This window comes from Paenibacillus phyllosphaerae (assembly GCF_014192105.1).
Lineage (GTDB): Bacteria > Bacillota > Bacilli > Paenibacillales > Paenibacillaceae > Paenibacillus_Z > Paenibacillus_Z phyllosphaerae.
Genome location: NZ_JACHXK010000004.1, coordinates 125453 through 146713, shown reverse-complemented (window position 1 = coordinate 146713; position 21261 = coordinate 125453). Strand labels below are relative to the sequence as shown.

Below are 21261 nucleotides of genomic sequence, written 5' to 3'. Positions count from 1 at the left end.
TGTGATCGTGGAAGAACCATGTTATTTTGAAACACAAAGGTCGAACTAAGCGGAGGATCGAGGATTATGTCAGGCGAAGCAAACCTATGGATAGAGGTACATAAATTTCGATGCTGCTGAGAAAACGCGTTGTCATTCGAGTGCTGCTGGCCGTCGTTATCCTCATGGCTGCTTATGTTTGTTACTCCGCCTACAACATCTGGTCTTTCAGCAGCCGCAATGAGCTGGTGAAATCGGACGCCGCGCTTGTATTAGGCGCCTCGGCATGGGGCGACGAGCCTTCGCCGGTCCTTCGGGAGCGCATCAATCATGCGATAGAACTGTATAAGCAAGGGGTTGTCGATAAGATCATCTTCACCGGCGGCAAAGGAAACGAGCATCAGATGTCCGAAGCCGAAGTATCCCGCAATTATGCGATTAAACAGCAGGTGCCGGCAGATGATATTTATATCGAGGAGAGTTCCAGAATTACGGAAGAGAATATGAGGTACGCAAAGGAAATCGCGCTGTCACACGGATTGAGCACCTTCCTTCTCGTGAGCGACCCGCTTCATATGAAGCGTGCCACGGAGATGGCGGACGACTTCGGATTGACGGTGCATTCCTCACCTACGCAGACCTCCGCCTACAAGTCGATCCGCAGCAAACTGCCTTTTTTCTTGCGCGAGCTGTTCTTCTATGTCGGGTATAAAGTTACGCTGCCGTTCCGTTATCCGTTCATGGAAGGCGTGGAATAGTTAGCGGAACGGCATGGATTTCAGATCGTCGACAAGCAGGCAGATGAGTTCTACGGGCATCGTACGACATTGTTGAAGTATCAGTTACAAGGTGAAGGGCATTCTATGAAGAGCGGAGAGATAGAGATGAAGATTCGAGTGGACGACCTTACCGGAAAGGCCATACAAGCGCTGATCCAAGAGCATATGCAAGGGATGCATGAGGATTCCCCGCCGGAGAGCGTTCACGCGCTTGACCTCGAAGGGCTGAAGAAGCCGGAGATTACATTCTGGAGCGCTTGGGAAGGCGACGAGCTGCTCGGTTGCGGCGCGATCAAAGAACTCGATAAGACGCACGGCGAGATCAAGTCGATGCGGACGGCCAAAGTCCACTTGCGTAAAGGCGTCGCCCGCAGCATTCTGGAGCATATGATCGCCGTTGCCAAGGAACGCGGGTATACGCGTCTAAGCCTGGAGACCGGATCGCCGGAATCATTCATCCCGGCGGTAAAGCTCTATGAAAGATTGGGATTCGCGCATTGCGGACCGTTCGCGGATTATACCGAGGATCCGTACAGCATTTTTATGACGAAAGAACTGTAGCATCATATACCGTGAGAGAAAGTCGCATGAAGATGCGGCTTTTTTGGCGATGGAAGGAGAGCGTTATCGGATGACAACTAAATTAATTCTCGTTGAAGGGCTTCCCGGATCAGGCAAATCGACTACGGCCCAGCTCGTGATGGACTGCGTGAAGGAGCTAGGCCGGGAGGGGCGATTGTTCATGGAGGGCGATGTCCTGCATCCCGCGGATTATGAGGGAACGGCATGTCTTACCGAGGCGCAATACGAACAGCTTCGGTCCTTATGCACAGGAGAAGAAGCGGACCTCGTAAGACGGCATGCAACGATTCACGATGGAGATTTCTTCTTGCCTTATCGGCAAATGGAAGAACAGCTCGGCGTCCGCTTAAGCGCTCTTGCTGCTGAATTTATACATAAGCACGATGTCTATGAGCTGCCGTTTACAAAGAACGAGCACGTCATTGCCGCGAAATGGCGCCGATTCGTAGAGGAGGCGGCTGACAGCCAGACGATCTACGTATTCGAATGCTGCTTCATCCAGAATCCGGTTACGGTCGGGATGATCAAGTATGATGCGCCATCTAATGATGTTATTGCGTATGTGCAGCAGCTCGATCGTATTATCGCTCCGCTAGATCCTCTGCTCCTGTATGTAAAACAGCCTGACCTCGCGCATTCATTCCGGAAAGCGGTCGAAGAGCGCCCGACAGATTGGCGGGACGGTTTCATTGACTATTATACGAAGCAGGGATACGGCGCAGCGCATGATTACCACGGGCTGGATGGCACGATCGAAGTGTTGAAGGCTCGCGCGCAACTGGAAGAGGAGATGCTCGGCCAGCTTGGCGTCACGATTGTAATCATCGATAATTCTACGTTCGATCGAGAGCTGCACAAGGAACGAATAGCCCGTATCGTAGCGGATTATCTAGCCGACTAGCCGAATCGAACGGAATAAGGGAGAAGCATCGGGTTCAGGCTCTTCACCTTCAAGGTCTTGCTCCGCAGCGGGGAGGTCCTGGGACTTCTCCACGAACTGCTCAACGTTCACCGTGGTGAGATTCATCTGCTCTACAATGGTCCTGATATCCAATGTCTTCTTCAAAATAAAAACCTCCTAATTGTTGTCGCATTTCATGATGTGGATATAGAAGTTTCTCCTGCTAAATGAGTCGGCTTACGCCGTTCTTGGATGGGTGCGCGTAATTGTACAAACAAAAAACCTCCTCCCAAATATGAGAGAAGGTCGGTTACACTAATAGCTCCGCCTATTCGAAGTGTCCAGTTGAAGAATAGGTTTCATAGCTCCCTTGTCACAACCAATTATAGGATGCGGGACTCGGGTTGTATACGGGAGTAAAATGACTTTTTTTGTCGAAAAGTGACTTATTACCCAGAGAAATTAGTAAATTCAACAGCTTGTTGAGTAACTTTGACGATTTCATGTATGAAAAAATCAGCGATGACAACAATCGTGCGCGCAGCTTAACCAGTCTACTGTACTTACTATAGTATTTTTCCGTACTTCCTAAATTCTCCCGTATTTCTTATAATGGCGACAAACCATTAGAGAGGAAGGAATGACTGACATGAAATATAGAAGACTTGGCGGAACGGGACTTAAGGTAAGCGAAATTGGATTGGGCAGCTGGCTTACGTACGGTACGGCAGCGGAACAAAAGGCCGCGGATGCTTGTGTCGCGCAGGCATTCGAAAGCGGTATCAATTTTTTCGATACGGCCAATGCCTACAACCGGGGCGAAGGCGAGAAGGCGATCGGCGCGGCTTTGAAAAGTTACGATCGGTCCAGCTATGTGCTCTCGACCAAGGTATTCTTCCCGATGGGAGACGGCCCGAATGACCGCGGCTTATCCCGCAAACATATTATGGAGCAGTGCGACGCCAGCTTGAAGCGGCTCGGCACGGATTATATCGACGTCTACTTCTGCCACCGTTTCGACAATGAGACGCCTGTGGAGGAAACGCTCCGCGCGCTCGACGATCTTGCCCGGCAAGGTAAAATCCTGTATGCCGCCGTCAGCGAATGGACCGCTGCTCAGTTGTCGGATGCAGCAGGGATCGCCAAACGGTTGAATCTGCGTCCGCTTGCCTCCAACCAGCCGATCTACAATATGTTCGAGCGTTACATCGAACGCGAAGTGCTGCCGGTATCCGTGCGCGAAGGAATCGGACAAGTGGTGTTCTCGCCGCTCGCGCAAGGGATACTGACGGGCAAATACAAACCGGGCGCGGAATTGCCGCCAAGCAGCCGTGCCGCGAACGACCAAGTGAATCACGTCATCAAGAGCTATCTGCAACCGAACGTGCTGCAATGCGTCGCCGATCTGAATGATCTGGCTGCCGGCCGAGGCATTACGCTGTCGCAGCTTGCGCTGGCATGGGTACTGCGCGAGCCGGGCGTCAGCTCTGCGATCATTGGCGCCAGTAAGCCGGAGCAGATCATCGAGAACGTGGCTGCTGTCGACGTCGCGCTCGATGAAGAGACGTTGGCGCAGATCGAGACGATCCTCAAGCAGGTTGAAGGGTTTGCTCCGATGCGTTAGTGAAGCGCAAGATTTGAATACCGCATTGGGAAGGATAAACAGAGCCGCCGTGGCTGCACGGCGGCTTTGTTGCGATTATAGGAACCGGAGTGAATTGCGCCTTCGCCATGAACTGCGGCGATTGCGGAGTCACCTTGATCTTCGGCATATTTTTCCAGAGAGTGGGGCAGTGCTATAGATAAACTAGGTGGGGCGGTGGTCGCGGATGAGGTGGGTTCAAGTCGCATTAGCAGCGCTAATAATGACTGCGGCAGTCCAGCCCGTTTATTCGGTACATGCCGCGCCAGGGCATAGACCCGTTCAGGCAAAAGTCGCGTTTTTCCGCGATGGGAATGTGTGGGTCGCTATGAAGGGCAAGGAAGTTCAGGTTTCTGCCTCGGGGTATGCAACGGATGCGGCATGGTCGGCAGATGGCAAGCTTCTGGCATACACGGAATTGGCGGGGGATCAGAGCCAAGCGCACATGCTTGAGGATTCTGAATCAGAGGCCTATCATCGTATCGAAATCTACGACCCCGATGCTGGTAAGACGATTCATACGATCGATTCCAGCGATGCGCCGCAATGGTCGCCTAAGGGTCACCGGCTTGCCTACAAGAGCGGCAGTGTCCTGAATCTAACGGATTGGGAGCATACGGCGAATGTGGCGATCGGCGTAGATCATTATAGCTGGCTTCCGGACGGGAGCGGGTTCATGCTGACCCATAGCGGCGAGCTTACGCCTGAAGGCTGGACCGGAGCAAGGCTCTATACGAAAAAGCTGCCGATGGACTGGGCAAGCTCGAACTACGCCGCGAATGTAAAGTCTTTCTATCCGCTTCCGAATGAACTGCCCTATGAAGGAAGCAACATGATAGCCGTCTATGCAAGCAGGTTGGCCTATTCGCCAAGCGGCCGATGGTTATCTATGGTCGTATCGCCCACAGCCTCTTGGTCGATGGATAGTAATCTGGTCTGCGCGATCGACGCTGACGGGGAACGTTTACAGGTGCTGGGGGAATTGATTCTGGATGTCGGACAGCCCAAGTGGGCGCCTGGCAAGGACACGCTCGCGTATATCGCTGGAGGGGGCCGGCTCGTATTCGGATTTAAGAACAAAGCGCTAAAGCGAAAGTCCTTCCCGGTCTTCCGCCCACTGACGCCTCCGCATTACGCCGACCTTGAATTCGACTGGATGGATGACCGGACGATCTATGCTTCCCGCGTGAGAGAAACGGCTTGGTCGAATGACCCGGATAAGCATCCGCTGCCGGTCCTCTATGCGGTCGATACGGATTCAGGCCAACAAACGCAGGTAACCGAACCTCCCGCAGGCAGCGGGGATTATGCTCCGATTGCGATACGGGGCAGTAACCAACTGCTTTGGGTAAGAATGGGGAGAGAAAACAAACAAGCTTCCATTTGGGTGGCCAATGCGGATGGGAGCGGGGCGCAAGAATGGCTGAAGAATGCGAATTCGCCCGTGGTGTACCAAGGGAATTCGGGTTGATGTGAACATGGCGAGCCATTCCATCGTGCGATATACCGAGATAGGCTGCTATTATTCAGGCCAAGCCGCCCATACGAATCTCATGCTAGCGAATAGAATATCGTAATCTATTCTATGGAAGGCTAGGTGCTTGCAATGAGTATTCGATCTGGCAGGACGGAGAATCAAGTATTCTCTACTCGTGTCGCCCGCGCAGAATTCGATGGCAATTGGACCACATCCATCTCGATTAGCGGGTATGTGATTTACGCTGCGACGAAGAACAAAGCCACGATAACCGTGCTGCTGACCAATGGCGAGCAGCGCCTCATTACGTTCCCCAAAGGCGGGAAGGTGTTCGTCGGTTCCGGCGGAGTCAGCCATTACAGCAAGCCGCATACGGTAAAGAATATTCAAGGATAAAACGATAAGGTTGGACAAAATACGTAGCGTGTCGCTGAGGCGAACGGTGCGTATTTTTTCGTTAGTCGCATGAAGGGAGAATGAGCCGCTTTGCGCTATTTGGTCAAGAATTTGGTCACGATGCTTATGCGTATATTATGAAGCTGTCGTTAACATAAAGGTTAGCGGCAGCTATTTGTTTTAAAGGCTAGGTGTAGGATGACTTCGAACTCACGGCAATAAGAAGGTTGAAAAATGCCTCGGCAGCGGGTATGATAATTCAAGGTAATTATTATGTTTATTAGTTAATGTTTATATTATTTTATTGCACCGGGGGATTACGCCATGAAACGTGAAGACCATCCACTTCATTTCCAACAACGTCTGATCGCACAGTATACATTCCAGGACGGCGAGCAGCCGGGCCGTGACATTTCGGGCAACGGGCTTGATGCCATCGCTGAAGGAGCGATTAAGCCGGAGATCGCGACGATTAAAGGCCGCTCCGCGTTGAAGCTGGCGGGAGGGCGTAATGGAAATTCGTATATGCAGCTGCCGGAAGGCTTGCTTCGTGAAGTGAGCGATTATACAGGCATTACCGTCACCACGTGGGTCTACTTGGAGAAAGGCTCGAACGTATGGGAGCGGGTATTCGATTTTGGCAAAGGACCGACAGGGCCCTATTTGTTCCTGACTCGGAACATTCGCGGAACATGCTTCGCGGAAGGGGATCTGGTTGCGGACGCAGGCAAGTCGTACCCGACTGGCGAATGGATGCATCTGGCCATGTCGGTGCGCGGCACGGAAGGCGGTACGCTGAGCAACGCCGGTCCGGTCATCTATGTGAACGGCGAGCCGGTCGCAGACGGCAGCATCTCGCAGACGTCCAGCGGCAATTATGCCAAGCTTCGCGCCTGGTTCAATACGTTCCAAGAACCAGCCAATTATGCGCGCAACTATATCGGCCGCTCGCAATATGAGGCGGATGCCGACTTCTGCGGGGCCGTATCCGACTTCCGCATTTATCAAGCGGGACTGACCGAGGATGAAATCATTGAAGTGATGTGCGAATCGTTGTCCGACGAGCAGATTGTGAGTCTCGCGAAAGACAAGTACTTGAGCTTCCCCGCTTCGATCATCTCGAGGGATATCGAGCTGCCTGCTGCGCTGATGGGCGGTAAAGTGAATGTGTCCTGGAAGTCGAGCCGTCAGGATGTTATCTCGAACCGCGGCGAACTGGCGCAAGTAGAAGCGCCGGCTGGCGTGACCTACACCGCTGCGCTGAACAAAGGCGCTTACACTGCGCTCAAGTATTTTGAGGCAACCGTGCTGCCGGATCAGCTGCCGGCGTATACGCTTACGATTCACGGCGGGCAAGAGACGACAAGCGTGAGCAAGACAATGTACGGTTTGTTCTATGAGGACATTAACAATGCGGCGGACGGCGGCATCTATGCGGAGCTCGTGCAGAATCGGTCGTTCGAGTCGTTCGAATTCGATACGTATTCGCATGCTTCAGGTACTTGCGGCTGCTCGACGGGCCGCAATCGGAAGCCGCTTCATGCGTGGTCAGGCGATCTCGAGCAGGTGACGGTCCGTCATGATGGCGGGTTGAACGACTATTTTGACCTGAAAGATAAGGACGTTAATTCGCACTATGTTACAGTTGCTGCAGGGGCAACGCTGCGCAATCGCGGCTTCTCGGATTCGAACGGGCATTGCTCGATGTTCATCCGCGAAGGCAGCGACTACTTGTTTACGGTATGGGCCAAAGCCGAGTCGGCCGGCTCGATCACGCTTCAACTCCAGAATGCAGGAGGCGAACCGATCAGTACGGTAGCCGTAGTCAACATAGAGGGCGGCAATCGCTGGAACAAATATGGCGTGGCGCTGCCGATTGCGTTGACCGGCACGGCTACGACATTGGGTCAATTGGCGCTTACGTTCGATCGTGAAATCTCCATCGACATGGTGTCGTTGATTCCGGCGGATGTGTGGGGCGCCACGGAAGAAGACCGTTCTTCCACTGCGCATGCCAACTATCTCGGCAACCCGAACTATCGGCTGCGCAAGGATCTGGTATTGGCGCTGCAGGATCTGCACCCGACCTTCCTCCGTTTCCCTGGCGGCTGCATCTCGGAAGGCTCGTTCATTTGGGACAATGTGTACGATTGGAAGGACTCCGTCGGCGATGTGGAGAAGCGGAAGGAGAACTTCAACGTCTGGGGCTACATGATGACGATGGGACTCGGCTATATGGAATACTTCCAATTGGCTGAAGACCTCAACGCGACCCCGCTGCCGGTTATGGCATGCGGCGTCCTCTGTCAGGCGCGTTCGGATTATGTCCACCCGGCAGGCGGCGCTCTGCGCGAATATTTCATCAAGAACTTCACCGACCTGATCGATTTTGCGATCAGCGTCGATTATGAGCATAACGAATGGGCAGCGTTGCGCAAGCAGATGGGCCACGCGGCTCCATTCGATCTACATTACTTAGGCGTGGGGAACGAGAACTGGGGCACGGAGTTTTTCGCCAGCTTCGAATACTTCAAGGTCGCGATCGACGAATACATGGAGCAGCATTACCCGGGCTATGAATTGCATATTATCTCCACGGTCGGCGCGCAGGCGGATGACGACGCGTTCCAGCAAGGCTGGAAGTTCCTGACCGGACAGATGCAAGGTTCGGCGACGGTTGCGTTCACGGATGGGCATTCGACTACCGAAGAGACGATCACCTGGTACGGCAAGCAGCCGAACTATATGGACACGATCGCTGACGAGCATTATTACCGGTCGAATGACTATTTGCTGCAGAATGCGGATCGCTACAACTATTATTATCGGGCATACAACGTGGATGGCAGCTTGAATGAACGCGAGACGTCCAAAGTATTCGTCGGGGAATACGCATCCACGGACAAGAATACATTGGCCGGCGCTATCGCGGAAGCCGCGATCATGACCGGCTTCGAGAACAATGCGGATGTCGTCCGCTTGGCTGCAACCGCGCCGCTCTTCAACAAGGTGCTAACCGACGGCACCTACCGTTGGACGCCGGACTGCATCTGGTTCGACGACGAGACGGTCTGGTATACGCCGAACTATTACGTGCAGCATATGTATGCGAAATATTTGGGCACCGAAGTACTGAAGACTTCCTTCGAGACTTATCGGAACGGAGCGCTCACTAAGCTTATTCCTCGCGGCGGCATTGAAATTGCTACTGGGGATGCGACGATTCAGGTGAAGCGCGTGAAAGTAACCTCCAACGCGGATGGTTCCGTTCTGCTCGAACAGGATTTCACTCAACCGTTGCATGAAGCGTGGGAGCTGATCCCAGGTGCTGCGGGATACTCGATCGATTCACAGCGAGGCCTTGTGCTGGAAGCGCAGCGTAATGGCCTGAACGGTCTGTATATTCGCAGCGACAGCTGGACGAATTACAAGGTGGAGGTAGAAGCGACCAAATTGTCCGGCGCCGAAGGCTTCTACATTGGCGTCGGCCTCATGGACCCGACCCCGGAGAAGAAGGACATGATCCAATACGCGATCGGTTATAACGGCAATGCGACCGGGGTCAAAGTATTCAAACAAGGCGTTGAAGGCTACACGCTTGGCGATTATTCCTCCAGTACGGCAGCCGGCAATCTGCGTGCATGCGGTTATGAAGAGCTCGCGGTGAACAGTCCGTATACGATCACCGTCAATTACGGCGGCGGATCGCGCGGCGATCGTCTCGTATGTCTGTACACGAACGGCACGAAGGTCAGCCACATCCATGACTATAAGCTGGAAGCCTACAATCGCGATCTCTACGCCACGGTATCGAAGGATGACCGGCATCTCTATGTGAAGCTCGTCAATGCGGACGGATTTGCGAAAACAACCCAGATCAACCTGGAAGGACTGACGGCTGCTCCGGTAGGCCGATTGATTACGCTAACCGGTGACGAGGCGCTCGTCCATGTGCCGAACGTCAATAAGAAGGGCGACGAGCAGGTCGTTCCGACGGAGCGTAACATCGCGCTGGACGGTGAGCATATTCAGGTGACTCTGCCTGCTCATTCGGTTAATATACTCATTCTTGATCTATAATCTTCCTCCTATTGAATGAATGATAGACCGCTTCGGTAAGCGATTGCCGAGGCGGTCTTTGTTGTTCATGAGAAGGTTCGAATCATTGCCTCAAATCGCTGTTGCTGTTGGCGGGGAGACGAAGGCAGAGCTGGTAGCTCGGGCACAGGCGGCCATGAATCGGATCATTGCTTGTAAAAGGAGATGGAGCTGAGGCGCAGCATTGCGCGTCGGTTTTTTTGTTTATCTCCGTGTCATCCATCCTTGTTTTTCCGATTTTATACTTTTTTAAGACTTTCCTTAGAGGGACTTTAGAGCTGGCGGATATTCTGTTAACAGCGGGCGGCAGTAACTTGAATGACTGTCTGAAGCAACCGAATATGAGGAGGCAGGAAGCAATGAAGAAGAAGATTATGATGGGTACAGGAATTGGGATCGGTGCGATTATGCTGTTGGCGAGCGGATTGTCGGCTAGTGCAGGAGGGTCAGGCTACGAAGTCTATAAGGCCGCTTGGAAGCAGACGCATACCGTTACGAGCATGGCCGGCGAAGCTTCGCTGCAACTGTCCGACAACGGCACATCGCTGCTGAATGCGAGCACGAGCTTTAAAGGCGACATCGCCAACCATGCAGCTAGTGCTTCCGTACAGTTTACGGCCGGTCAGGCAAGCAAGTCGCTGAACGTGTATCACCATGACGGGCAAACGGTCTTGAAGCATAGTGACCAGGAAGTCTACCAGGTCATCGAACATGAGGGCAACGAAGAGGAAATGGCCGAACACGGCGCCATGCATAATGGTAACCATGCCGAGCTCGTCGAGAATGTATTCGACACCTTGGTTGGCCAGCTGCGCCACCAAGTGACGCTGGCAGAAGACGAGAATGGCGGCCAACTCGTTTCCTTACATCTGAATAGCGCCCAAATATCGGCACCGGTTCAGGCGATTAGCTCGCTTCTCATCACCGCTGCGGCCGGCGAAGAGGAGTGGAAGCCGGAGGCAGGTCCGGCGGAAGGGATGGACATCGAGCTGCCTGATCTCGTAGAGGAAGTCCGGATTACGGCCATCAATCTAGATGCCGTCATCGACGAGGAGAATTATATCAGCAATCAGCGTGCGGCGATCGAGGTTACCGGCAAGGACGCGCAAGGTAAGACGCATGAGTTGGTGCTGGATCTGGAACTGGATCTCACGGACAGGGAGCATGTTGCGCCGGACACCGTCGATTTGACAGGCAAAAAGGTTGAGCTCGTGAATCCCGAAGAATTCGGCCACGAGGGCCCAAAGAAGTAAGAACGCAGCGCAAATAACGGATAGAACGGCGAAAGGAGCGATTTAAGACATGGAGCCGGTCATGGAGATCAGACAGGTCACCAAGCGATACCCGGGCGGCCGCGGCATTGCAGATATAAGCTTAAGCGTAAACAAGGGGGAAGTGTGGGGGCTGTTCGGACCGAATGGTGCGGGCAAGACGACGCTGCTGAAAATCCTGACCGGTCTAAGTCTTCCGGACGCCGGGCGCGTCAGCTTGTTCGGACATGATATTGCGCAGCAGTTCGCGGCGGCGATGTCCAAGGTCAGCTGCTTGATCGAGACAGCCGACGCCTACGGTTACATGAGCGCGTCCCGCAATCTGAAGCTGGCCGCCCGCTTCTACCCGGCGCTGCCCAAAGGCAGGATCGATGAAGTGCTGGAACTCGTTGGTTTGGCGGAATATCGGGAGGAGAAAGTCTCCCGTTATTCGCTTGGCATGAAGCAGCGGCTTGCGATTGCTGCGGCGCTGCTTGCTAAGCCGGAGCTCATCATTCTGGATGAGCCGACGAATGGGCTAGATATTGAAGGCATCGTCTGGCTGCGCGGCCTGATTGCCCGGCTCGCTAAGGAGGAGGGAACGACATTCCTCATCTCCAGCCATGGCATCCACGAGATGGAGCAAGTATGCACGCATGCCTGCATGATGTCAGCCGGTTCCGTGATCGGTCAGGGCTCGCTAGCTCAATTGACCGGCGGCGGCATGACGCTCGAGGCTGCTTATTTGTCCGCCATACAGCATCAAGAGAAAGGGGCATCGATCGTTCATGCATAGTTATACCGCGAACGTGCGCAATGAAATCGAGAAGTTGTTCGTCCAACGAAAAATCCTGCTGCTGCTTGTTCTCACGGGTATCGTCCCCGTATTGGCCGGATTCCTCCTGGGGAGCTTGAACAACGGAACCGGAATCAGCTTCATCGGATCAGGCGGGGCGGCCGGTCTGCCGCTGCTCATGCTGGACGCTCTGACCGTCCTGTGGTTGCCGCCGGTCTTGTTCCTGGTCGTAGCCGAAATGTTCGCAGGAGAGAAAGCGTCACGCACGATGAAAAATGTATTGACGAGGCCGATTGCCCGATCCGCCGTCTATGCTTCCAAAGTAACCGCCGTCGCCGTGCTGTGCTTGACGCTGCTCGGCGAGACATGGCTGATCTCCCTCTTGATGGAGTTCGTTATGGGTCTTGGCAGCGGTTCGTCCGCGCTTGGTGCCGTGCAAAGTCTAGGCATCTATTTGGCCGCATTCGTACCCATGGTCGCGCTAGCACTCATTGCGGTCTTCGTCGTACAATGGTTCGGGAGCAGCACAGGCGCGTTCCTGCTTCTCCTGTTCATTTACCTGGGCGCGAAGCTGCAGCCGTTCTTCTTCCCGGCGGCATCGACATGGAATATATTCGACCAGACGGACTGGTATCGTCTGTGGTTGGCAACCGCTCCGCCAATTAATCAGCTGGTCATCCTCTTCATGTTCATTCTGGCGCACGGTATAATGAGTTATGCCGCGGGTCTGTACCGGTTCGAGAAGCAGTCGTTCTAATTGCCCGCAAGGTTTGTCCCATACCTAAAGGAGTTGGTTGCCCATGTCGATCCGCCTGAAATTGCTTGTGTCTTATATTGCCATGATCCTGGTTCCCGTCATCTTGTTCCTTGCGTCGATGGCTGGGCTGGTCATGATGATATTCAGCGACGAGATCGGCGTCCGAATACCGTTCAATTTGAAGAGCATTCATGAGATTCACGAAGCACGCGTGATGGGAGAGGAACAGGATCGGCATTTTTCCGGGCTGACCTATCTGTTCGATTATGACCCATCGCTGCTGGAGAATCAGAATTATTTGCGCCAAGTCGGCGATCAGTTGAATGATGTACAGGCTGCGATGATCCTTATGAAAGGGGAACAGATGACGTATATCTCCCCCCTGCTTGCGGATGTGGGGCAGAACGAGTTGAGCCGGAAATTGGACTCCGTCTCGACCGATAAGTGGTCGGATCCGGAATTCGATCTGCTGGAGAGGACCTATTCATTCTCCGCGCATGCGGTATCGTTCGATGATGGAAGCGCCGGAGAGGTCTACTTCTTGTCGGATATTACGCAAACCAACGCGCTGATCCAAACGTTCTTCCCGATCGTCGCGTTCTCCATGATTGGCGTCGTCGTCCTGACGAACGGTCTGCTCACTTACTTCGTGTCGCGAAGCCTCATTCGTCCGATTAAGGCGATGAAGGCCGCCGCCGAGCATATTAAGGAAGGAAATCTGGATCAGCCGTTGAAGCTGAATAAGCGAAAGGATGAGCTGGGCCAGCTGGGAAGCGCGTTCGAAGAGATGCGCGTGAGACTCAAAGAATCGCTCCGGGTTCAGCTGCAGGTAGAGGAGAATCGCAAGGAACTGATCTCCAGCATTTCGCATGACCTCAAGACGCCGATTACAGCCATTGCAGGCTGCGCGGATAATATGCGTGACGGCATTGCGGATACGCCGGAGAAGCAGCTGAAATATATCAATATGATCCATAAGAAAGCGGCCGATATGGATCGCATGATCGAGGAATTGTTCTTGTTCTCCAAGCTCGATTTGAAGAAACTTCCGTTCCATTTTGCCCCGCTTAACTTGAACGCTTTCTTGCAGGATTGCGTCGAGGAACTACGGCTGCAGGCAGGCGAGGGCCGAGATTCGCTGCAGGTTGCACTTGATCAGGAGCCAGGCGCGCCGGTTATCGTGAATGCGGATCAGGAGAAGCTGGGCCGAGCGATCATGAACATTGTCGAGAATAGCCTGAAGCATATGGATAAGCCGACCAAAGAACTTCGCTTCACCATCACCACGAACACGGAGCCACAAGGCGACGGCACGGTAACCGTAAGGATCACGGATAACGGGAAGGGAATCGAGGCGTCGGCGCTGCCTCATATTTTTGAACGCTTCTACCGTGCCGATAAGGCGCGTACCTCCGAGCAAGGGGGGAGCGGACTAGGGCTTGCGATCGTAAGACAGATCATCGAAGAACATGACGGCGCTGTCTGGGCAGACAGTATAGCGGGGGCCGGGACGACTATCTCCATCGCGCTGCCCCTACAAAAGAACATGCCGAGGAGGTAGGCTGTGAAGAAGATACTAATTATTGAGGACGATTCGGTGATCGCCGAAGTTCAGAAGGATTATCTCGAAGCAAGCGGTTATGCGGTAGAGATTGCGGAGAACGGAGATATCGGACTGCAGCGGGCCATAGCCGGAGAGATCGACTTGATCCTGCTCGACCTAATGCTGCCTGGCATAGATGGATACGAAATTTGCAAGCAAGTGCGGCAAGTGAAGCCGATTCCGATTCTAATGGTTTCTGCCAAAAAAGAAGAGATCGATAAAATTCGCGGCCTCGGTCTTGGAGCAGACGATTTCATCAGCAAGCCGTTCAGCGTTGGCGAATTGGTCGCCCGCGTCAAGGCGCATCTCGCTCGATTCGAACGGCTGACGAGCGGCATGAACCCGAATGTCCTGCAGCCCAAAGACGAGCTGCGGCTGAACGGTCTTCTTATCGATAAGCTGGCTCGCAAAGTATTCGCGCACGGCTCCGAGGTCACTTTGACGACCAAAGAGTATGATCTGTTGCTCTACATGGCCTCGCATCCGAATCGCGTGTTTACGAAAGACGAGCTATTCGAGCGGATTTGGGGTTATGACGCAATCGGAGACAATGCCACCGTGACGGTGCACATCAGCAAGCTGAGAGAGAAAGTCGAGCGTACCCCGTCGAAGCCCGTTATGATCGAGACGATCTGGGGCGTGGGGTATCGCTTTAACGTATAGTTGGGCGCATGAAGGAGTGGGGGGCATGACAAAAGGGGCTGACTCAAAAGTCATCAAAAGATGGCCTTGGGACGCCCCTGGGTTTTAAAGACAATGTTTGTGTTACCGAATTCTCTGCGCGGACGCATATTCTTCCGATCTGGTTTACCCTATACCTTAAAGATGGAAACCGTATCATTCAGATCGTCTGCCATCTTGGACAACATGTTCGATCCGGCTGAAACTTCTTCCATCGATGCCATCGTTTCTTCCACGATCGATGCAACGGTTTGCGTACTTTTGGTTGCGCGCTGCGCGATTACGGCAATATCCTTCATTGCCTCTGCCATGGTGAGCGCATCTTCATTCACTGACTTTGTTTCATGGATTGCCTGCTCGGCTTCAGAACTAATGCCCTGAACGGATTCGACGATTTCTGAGAAGGATATTCCAGCCTCCTCCACGGATTCCATCCCAACCGCCAAAGCCTTTACACCTTCCTCAATAGACAGCATGACGTCATTCGTGCTTGAGATAACCTCGTCTACTAATTCCGTTATTTTTTTCGTTGCATGATCGGATTGTCCCGCGAGTTTCTGTACTTCAGCTGCCACAACGGCAAACCCTCTGCCATGTTCCCCTGCTCTAGCCGCTTCAATGGAAGCATTCAAGGACAGCAAGCTCGTTTGGGCTGCAATCTCCTTAATTAGGAGTGTGATTTGATTAATCTCCGCTGATTTGTTGTTCAGAATAGTGACTGAAGCCGCAGATTGCGTTACTTTACTTTGTACCTCTCTCATCTGCTCAAAGGTAGTGGTAATGACCTCATTGCCTTTCTCGGCTTTATCGAGAGACACGTCAATTAACGTTGAAACGGTGTTAAAGCTTCTGGTGATACTTGCGATCCGCTTAGAAACGCCATTGGCTGTATCCGATGTTTCCGAAAGCTGCCGCAGCTGTGATTCAGCACCTTCTGCCAGGTTAGCTGCGCTTACTGCAATCTGCTCCGTTGCTATGCTGGTTTGTTCCGCACTTGCTGTTAGCTGATCTGAGGTCGAAGCGACTAACAGTGCGTTTTCAACCACGGAAGACATCAGCGATCGCAGCGACTGGCTCATCTTATTAAAGTCCGTTGTGAGCTCGCCGATCTCATCCTTGCTTTTGGCTGCTAATGGAGCAACCATGAGGTTCCCATTGGTAACCTCTTTAATTTGTCGTACGATACGATTCAGTGGTTTTGTGATAGATTTAGCCATGAAGATACTGACCAATACCGCAATGACAATACTTAAGACGGCTGCAAATGCATGCGTAATCACACCCGCGTTTGACTGCTGTTCAGACTGGTCTAACAGAAGCTTTGCTTCGTTTACATTTGAGTCTTTTAATGCGCTGATCCCATTCAATGTAGCTTCATACAAATCTCCGATGTTACTTTGACCACCGCCATTGGATTTGGACGCAGCTTTTGAAATACCTGAGTTAGCAACCACTTGATCTCGATACGCTGTCCAAGAAGAATAGAAGGTGTTAAACAGTTCGGTTTCACTGCCAGCCTCTAGATAGTTATTCTGATAGGCTTCTATTTGTTTCTCCATATCAGCAACCGTATCTGTAATCGCTTGTGCTGTATCTCCTGAGATGTTCTCTTCGCCAGCTGAAGAATCTGGTGCATCTTTCGGACCAGCTTTCGGAGCATTTTTCGCAGACAAGGACGTCATTTGGCTCATAACATGAAGAACACTATTACGATCTAATCGATTCACTGCGCTTTCCATATTACCAAGGATAACAACCGATGGAAGACTACTCGATCCCATCGTTTTAATAGAATCAGACATATTTCGGATAATGAGATCTCCTATTACCGATGCTGCGGAACATAATATAACAATGGATAATGCCATACCGATTATTTTCTTCGAAACGGTTAATCTGAACATGAAAAAATGCCTCCTAAGAAGATGTCTCTGAGCTGCTTGAATTACGATACAAGAAGGGTCTTAAAGTTGATGGCTCCCCCTCAAAATGTAATGGGTCCATTGGTAATTTCTCCTGTTTATAGGTTAGACTATCCTACTATAAGTCTAAGTGCCTAAAACGTATATATGGCTTCCTCTTTTGGAGTCCAATTTTAAGTTTATATTCAGCTGGTATTCAAAAATTCGTGCGATATCTGGAATCCATTTACTCGAACTAGGCAAAGATGCAAGTTCGATCAGAACCATGTATAGTTATTCAAGTAACCTAAGTATGGGGTTACGATCAGAGAGAAACAAGGAGATTTGGATGATGGACAACAAGAAATGGTGGAAAGAAACCGTCGTGTATCAAATTTACCCGCGCAGCTTCCAAGACAGCAACGGTGATGGCATCGGTGACCTGAAAGGCATTCTGAATCGGCTCGATTACTTGGAGAAGCTCGGGATCGGCGCGATCTGGCTGTCTCCGGTCTGCAAATCGCCGCAGGATGACAACGGCTACGATATCTCGGATTACCAGGATATCGATCCGATGTTCGGTTCGCTTGCCGACATGGACGCGCTCATTCAAGAAGCGGCCAAACGCAACATTAAAATCGTTATGGATCTTGTATTGAACCACACGTCGGACGAGCATCCGTGGTTCGTCGAGGCGAAGAAGGGCAAAGACAATCCGTACTATGACTACTATGTATGGCGCGATGGGGAACCAGGCACGCCGCCGAATGAATTAGGCAGTATCTTCGGCGGATCGGCATGGGAGTATGTGCCGGAGCTTGGCCAATATTTCTTGCATCTTTTCTCGGTGAAACAACCTGACCTCAACTGGGCGAATCCCAAAGTCCGGGAAGAGATCTATCATATGATCAACTGGTGGATCGACCGCGGTGTCGGCGGTTTCCGTCTCGATGTCATCGATCTGATCGCCAAGGAGCCAGACCGGCTTATTACCGGCAATGGACCGAAGCTGCATGAATATATTCAAGAGCTTAGCCGGTTAACCTTCCGACGTGCGGATCTGCTTACGGTTGGCGAGACGTGGGGCGCAACGCCGGAGATCGCGAAGCTGTTCAGCAATCCGGACGGCTCCGAATTCTCGATGGTATTCCAATTCGAGCATATCGGACTGGATGAGCAGCCGGGCAAGAGCAAGTGGGATCTGGCGCCGCTGGATTTCATGAAGCTGAAGCATGTGTTATCCAAATGGCAGACGGAGCTCAAAGGCGAGGCTTGGAACAGCTTGTTCTGGAACAACCACGATTTGCCGAGAATCGTCTCCCGTTGGGGAAATGACGGCGAGTACCGAGTCGAGTCGGCGAAAATGCTCGCTACCTTGCTGCACGGCATGCAGGGCACGCCGTATGTGTACCAAGGCGAAGAACTCGGGATGACCAACGTGCAATATCCGATCGAAGAATACCGGGATATCGAGCTGCTCAACCTGCACAAGGAACGGACGGACCAAGGTTATCCGCAAGAGGAGATCATGGCCTCGATCTATACCAAAGGGCGAGATAACGCGCGTACGCCGATGCAGTGGGACGCAACGGCGGAAGCGGGTTTCACGACAGGTACGCCGTGGATTCGGGTGAATCCGAACTATACGAGCATCAATGCCGAGCAGGAGCTCACCGAGGCCGACTCCATCTTCTATCATTATCAAAAGCTGATCCAGCTTCGCAAGGAGCATGAGGTGATCATCTACGGGGATTACGAGCTGCTCTTCCCTGAAGACGCCCATATTTTTGCCTACACGCGCACGCTTGATGGAGAAACGATCATTGTGCTGTGTAATTTCTACGGAGAGCAAGTGCCGTATGCGCTTCCGGATTCGCTGACTGGCGAGAAAGAGCTGCTGATTGCGAACTACAAGGATGAGCTGCCGCAGTATTTGCTTCGCCCTTATGAAGCAAGAATGTATCGGTTGAAAGTCAACCCATAAGAAGCAGCCGTGAGGTTGCTGCTGAAGAGCTAGGCCAGATTCACCGGTCTGGCTTTTTTCCTTCTGTAATAGAAGAAAGTAATTTGTGGCGTACGTAAAAGTCTGGTTATAATGTTCGATAGATCCTCGTGGAAAGGATGATGTTCCATATGTTGCAGGATAGCCCCGGCATAATTCTCATTACCGGAATTATGGCCAGCGGCAAATCAACGGTAGCTCAGCTGCTCGCCGAACGTTTTCCGAAATCCGTGCATGTGCGTGGCGATCTTTTCCGAAGAATGATCGTCAATGACCGCAAAGAGGTTGAGCCCGATGCGGGAAGCGATGAATTGAATCAGCTGCGGCTGCGGTATCGGCTTGCCGCGCAATCCGCGGAGATGTATGTTCAAGCAGGGTTTACCGTTATTGTGCAAGATGTCGTCATCGGACCGATGTTGAACGATTTTATCTCGTACATCCGCAGCCGGCCTTTCTATATCGTCGCGTTATGTCCGAATACGGCAACGGTTGCGGCAAGAGAGGCTGGCCGTTCCAAACAAGGTTACGGGGCTTGGACCGTCGAAGCGCTGGATCGCGTACTCCGGGATGAAACGCCGCAAATAGGATTGTGGTTGGATTCATCGGAATTAACGGCGGAACAAACCGTCGATCTTATCGTTTCGAGATTGCAAGAAGGCGAGTTTTCTTGAAAGGTATGCCGTTAGAGAAACAGCGATGAAATAGAGAATCAGCATGATATCATCGCTGGTTCTCTAACGCTATAGGCGGGCAACAAACTTGGCCATCGTACGCTTCTCCAAAGCATCCCAAGCGAGTGTTGCCACATCGACTTGCTCTTTAAGCTTACGGAACGAATCGAGCAACGCGGCTATTTCATTGAACGAACCATCCACGAACTTCATGAACGATAACTTGTGGATGAACTTGAGCCCGTAGTAGAAGATTCGTCTATGCTTACGGGCTAGATTGCCTTGACTGGCAGGCGTAATAGTATAGTTCAACTTTTCCAATACTCGATGCCCGTCATCCATAGCCATAATAGCTTGCTTTAACAACCGGTTGTCCCTCGAGGCTTGATTCAGATCGCCATGATGTAGAAAACTGACCGCGTTCAAGGCAACGATCATGACGAGGTGGCTCATTAGCCAAGCGTCCATATCTTCATGATAGGTTAGTTTGTACTTCGCGTTCTTGAATGCTTGCTCCAGGAGCGGCTTGATCGTGATTCCGCCTTCTAAACTGCCTACTATCATTTGCCCGCCGCCGCGGATGCAGATGATGCGTCCGCTCTCCTCCCGAAGCCCGCCGCTAAGCTGAAACCCGAAGTTAACATTTTTCTTCGAGGAACTCTTTTCCTGCAGTTTTTGCTGCATCCCCCGCGCATCAGCATTATTACCCACGAGCACGATATTGGTAGATTGATTCTCCGCTAGTGTAGGCAGAACCGTCGGGAAATCATTGTACTTCATGACGACAAAGATCAGATCATAACGATCGTCAGGCGCAAGCTCGCGGATGACGTTAACTCGATCGACGGTGTTGCGGCGCTGAAAGTAGTGCCGTATGACAAGTCCATTCGACTTCAGCTGTTCGGCCCGCTTGCCTCTCGCCAGTATAGTTACCTCATTTCCGCCGCGCACCAACACATGAGCCAGATAGCTGCCGAGAACGCCTGCGCCGTAAACCAATATTCGCATTGCCTAATCTCCCTTAGTCAATATCTTTTGATTTTCAATGACGCATTGAATAGAATCAGGATAGCAACCTCTTAAGTAAGCGGCAATCGCTAGATCTATCGGTTTTGTCCGTTTTTCAACAGACTCCGATCAATTGTACAAAAAAGGAGCGCGCCTCATTGGACCGCAGAATCAAGAAAAACCAGGCCGCCATCATGCATGCATTCTTGCAGTTGATCGCCAAGAAGGACTTCGAGAAAATAACGATTAACGAAATCGCGGAGCTTGCCGATGTCAATCGAGGCACCGTCTACTCGCATTACGCGGTGTTGGACAAGTGCGTCGAGAACCAGCTGAACCATCTGATGGAATGCTGCTACTCCATAGACGCGGCAGGACCTTTTCCATCGAAAGCCCCGTTGCTCCGAACGATTCAAGAGATCGAGAACAATGCGCTATTGTATAAGACTTTGCTCGACATGAAAGACGTCCCTTCCTTCCGCACGCATCTGAGCCGAATGATTCACAACCAACTCATGGAGCATCTGAAAGCGGATAGCGCTGGCCTGGATGAGCTGGGCAAGTTAATATTCGCGCAATTCATGAGTTCAGCGATCGTCGGCGTCATCGAGTGGTGGTTCAACGCGTCCATGCCTTGTTCCGCGGAAGAATTGACCGAACGGTTATGGTCGCTTCTCGAGGCGAATCGGATGAACCTTTAGTCTGTTATTTTTTATACCCGTATAATCCAAACCTGTC

The 21261-nt window shown here is 52.2% G+C and carries 18 protein-coding genes and 1 riboswitch; of the genes, 15 read left to right on the top strand and 3 right to left on the bottom strand.

All coding sequences use genetic code 11. The features are described from left to right. Positions 1-110: 110 nt before the first annotated feature. From FHS18_RS10900 to FHS18_RS10890, 3 genes are all read left to right on the top strand, one after another. The gene (locus FHS18_RS10900) at positions 111-737 is read left to right on the top strand and encodes a YdcF family protein (RefSeq protein WP_183599938.1); all 627 of its coding nucleotides are present in this window, start codon (positions 111-113) and stop codon (positions 735-737) included. 126 nt (positions 738-863) lie between these two features. Then, positions 864-1319, top strand: a complete 456-nt coding sequence (locus FHS18_RS10895; protein ID WP_183599936.1) for a GNAT family N-acetyltransferase — start codon at positions 864-866, stop codon at positions 1317-1319. Between the two features lie 70 nt (positions 1320-1389). Then, the gene (locus FHS18_RS10890; protein WP_183599934.1) at positions 1390-2241 is read left to right on the top strand and encodes a P-loop NTPase family protein; all 852 of its coding nucleotides are present in this window, start codon (positions 1390-1392) and stop codon (positions 2239-2241) included. Here FHS18_RS10890 and FHS18_RS10885 read toward each other — a convergent pair. Continuing rightward, positions 2230-2406, bottom strand: coding sequence for a hypothetical protein (locus tag FHS18_RS10885; protein ID WP_183599932.1), 177 nt, complete (start codon positions 2404-2406; stop codon positions 2230-2232). The genes FHS18_RS10890 and FHS18_RS10885 overlap by 12 nt on opposite strands. Before the next feature lie 130 nt (positions 2407-2536). After that, positions 2537-2620: riboswitch (cyclic di-GMP riboswitch) on the bottom strand. 270 nt (positions 2621-2890) lie between these two features. Here FHS18_RS10885 and FHS18_RS10880 point away from each other — a divergent pair. The 9 genes from FHS18_RS10880 to FHS18_RS10840 all read left to right on the top strand — a co-directional run bounded on the left by FHS18_RS10880 (position 2891) and on the right by FHS18_RS10840 (position 14923). Then, positions 2891-3865, top strand: coding sequence for an aldo/keto reductase family protein (locus FHS18_RS10880; protein ID WP_183599930.1), 975 nt, complete (start codon positions 2891-2893; stop codon positions 3863-3865). 241 nt (positions 3866-4106) lie between these two features. Continuing rightward, complete coding sequence (locus FHS18_RS10875) at positions 4107-5354, top strand: TolB-like translocation protein (protein WP_183599928.1); 1248 nt, start codon at positions 4107-4109, stop codon at positions 5352-5354. Between the two features lie 135 nt (positions 5355-5489). Beyond that, positions 5490-5756 carry a hypothetical protein gene (locus FHS18_RS10870; protein WP_183599926.1) on the top strand — a complete coding sequence of 89 codons (267 nt, stop codon included), beginning with the start codon at positions 5490-5492 and terminating at the stop codon, positions 5754-5756. Between the two features lie 324 nt (positions 5757-6080). Continuing rightward, positions 6081-9836: an alpha-L-arabinofuranosidase C-terminal domain-containing protein gene (locus FHS18_RS10865; RefSeq protein WP_183599924.1), complete on the top strand. Its 3756-nt coding sequence runs from the start codon at positions 6081-6083 to the stop codon at positions 9834-9836. A gap of 377 nt (positions 9837-10213) precedes the next feature. Then, positions 10214-11107, top strand: a complete 894-nt coding sequence (locus FHS18_RS10860) for a hypothetical protein (protein ID WP_183599922.1) — start codon at positions 10214-10216, stop codon at positions 11105-11107. Positions 11108-11156: 49 nt separating this feature from the next. Continuing rightward, entirely contained in the window at positions 11157-11900 is a 744-nt protein-coding gene (locus tag FHS18_RS10855) for an ABC transporter ATP-binding protein (protein WP_183599920.1), read from the top strand. Beyond that, positions 11893-12657 (top strand): ABC transporter permease, encoded by a 765-nt coding sequence (locus FHS18_RS10850; RefSeq protein ID WP_183599918.1) that lies wholly within the window; start codon positions 11893-11895, stop codon positions 12655-12657. The genes FHS18_RS10855 and FHS18_RS10850 overlap by 8 nt, the downstream gene beginning before the upstream one ends. Positions 12658-12700: 43 nt before the next feature. Further along, on the top strand, positions 12701-14218 hold the full coding sequence (locus FHS18_RS10845; protein ID WP_246427586.1) for a sensor histidine kinase: 1518 nt from the start codon (positions 12701-12703) through the stop codon (positions 14216-14218). 3 nt (positions 14219-14221) lie between these two features. Continuing rightward, complete coding sequence (locus FHS18_RS10840) at positions 14222-14923, top strand: response regulator (RefSeq protein ID WP_183599916.1); 702 nt, start codon at positions 14222-14224, stop codon at positions 14921-14923. 149 nt (positions 14924-15072) lie between these two features. On the opposite strand, the gene FHS18_RS10835 is transcribed toward FHS18_RS10840, so the two are convergent. Further along, the gene (locus FHS18_RS10835; protein ID WP_183599914.1) at positions 15073-16845 is read right to left on the bottom strand and encodes a methyl-accepting chemotaxis protein; all 1773 of its coding nucleotides are present in this window, start codon (positions 16843-16845) and stop codon (positions 15073-15075) included. A 349-nt stretch (positions 16846-17194) separates the two neighbouring features. On the opposite strand from FHS18_RS10835, the gene FHS18_RS10830 reads away from it, so the two are divergent. After that, entirely contained in the window at positions 17195-18826 is a 1632-nt protein-coding gene (locus FHS18_RS10830) for a glycoside hydrolase family 13 protein (protein ID WP_183600377.1), read from the top strand. A 149-nt stretch (positions 18827-18975) separates the two neighbouring features. After that, entirely contained in the window at positions 18976-19515 is a 540-nt protein-coding gene (locus tag FHS18_RS10825; protein WP_183599912.1) for an AAA family ATPase, read from the top strand. 69 nt (positions 19516-19584) lie between these two features. Here the strand turns inward: FHS18_RS10825 and FHS18_RS10820 are convergent, their stop codons facing one another. Further along, positions 19585-20523 (bottom strand): ketopantoate reductase family protein, encoded by a 939-nt coding sequence (locus tag FHS18_RS10820; protein WP_183599910.1) that lies wholly within the window; start codon positions 20521-20523, stop codon positions 19585-19587. A 158-nt stretch (positions 20524-20681) separates the two neighbouring features. On the opposite strand from FHS18_RS10820, the gene FHS18_RS10815 reads away from it, so the two are divergent. Continuing rightward, complete coding sequence (locus FHS18_RS10815; protein WP_183599908.1) at positions 20682-21224, top strand: TetR/AcrR family transcriptional regulator; 543 nt, start codon at positions 20682-20684, stop codon at positions 21222-21224. Positions 21225-21261: the final 37 nt, after the last annotated feature.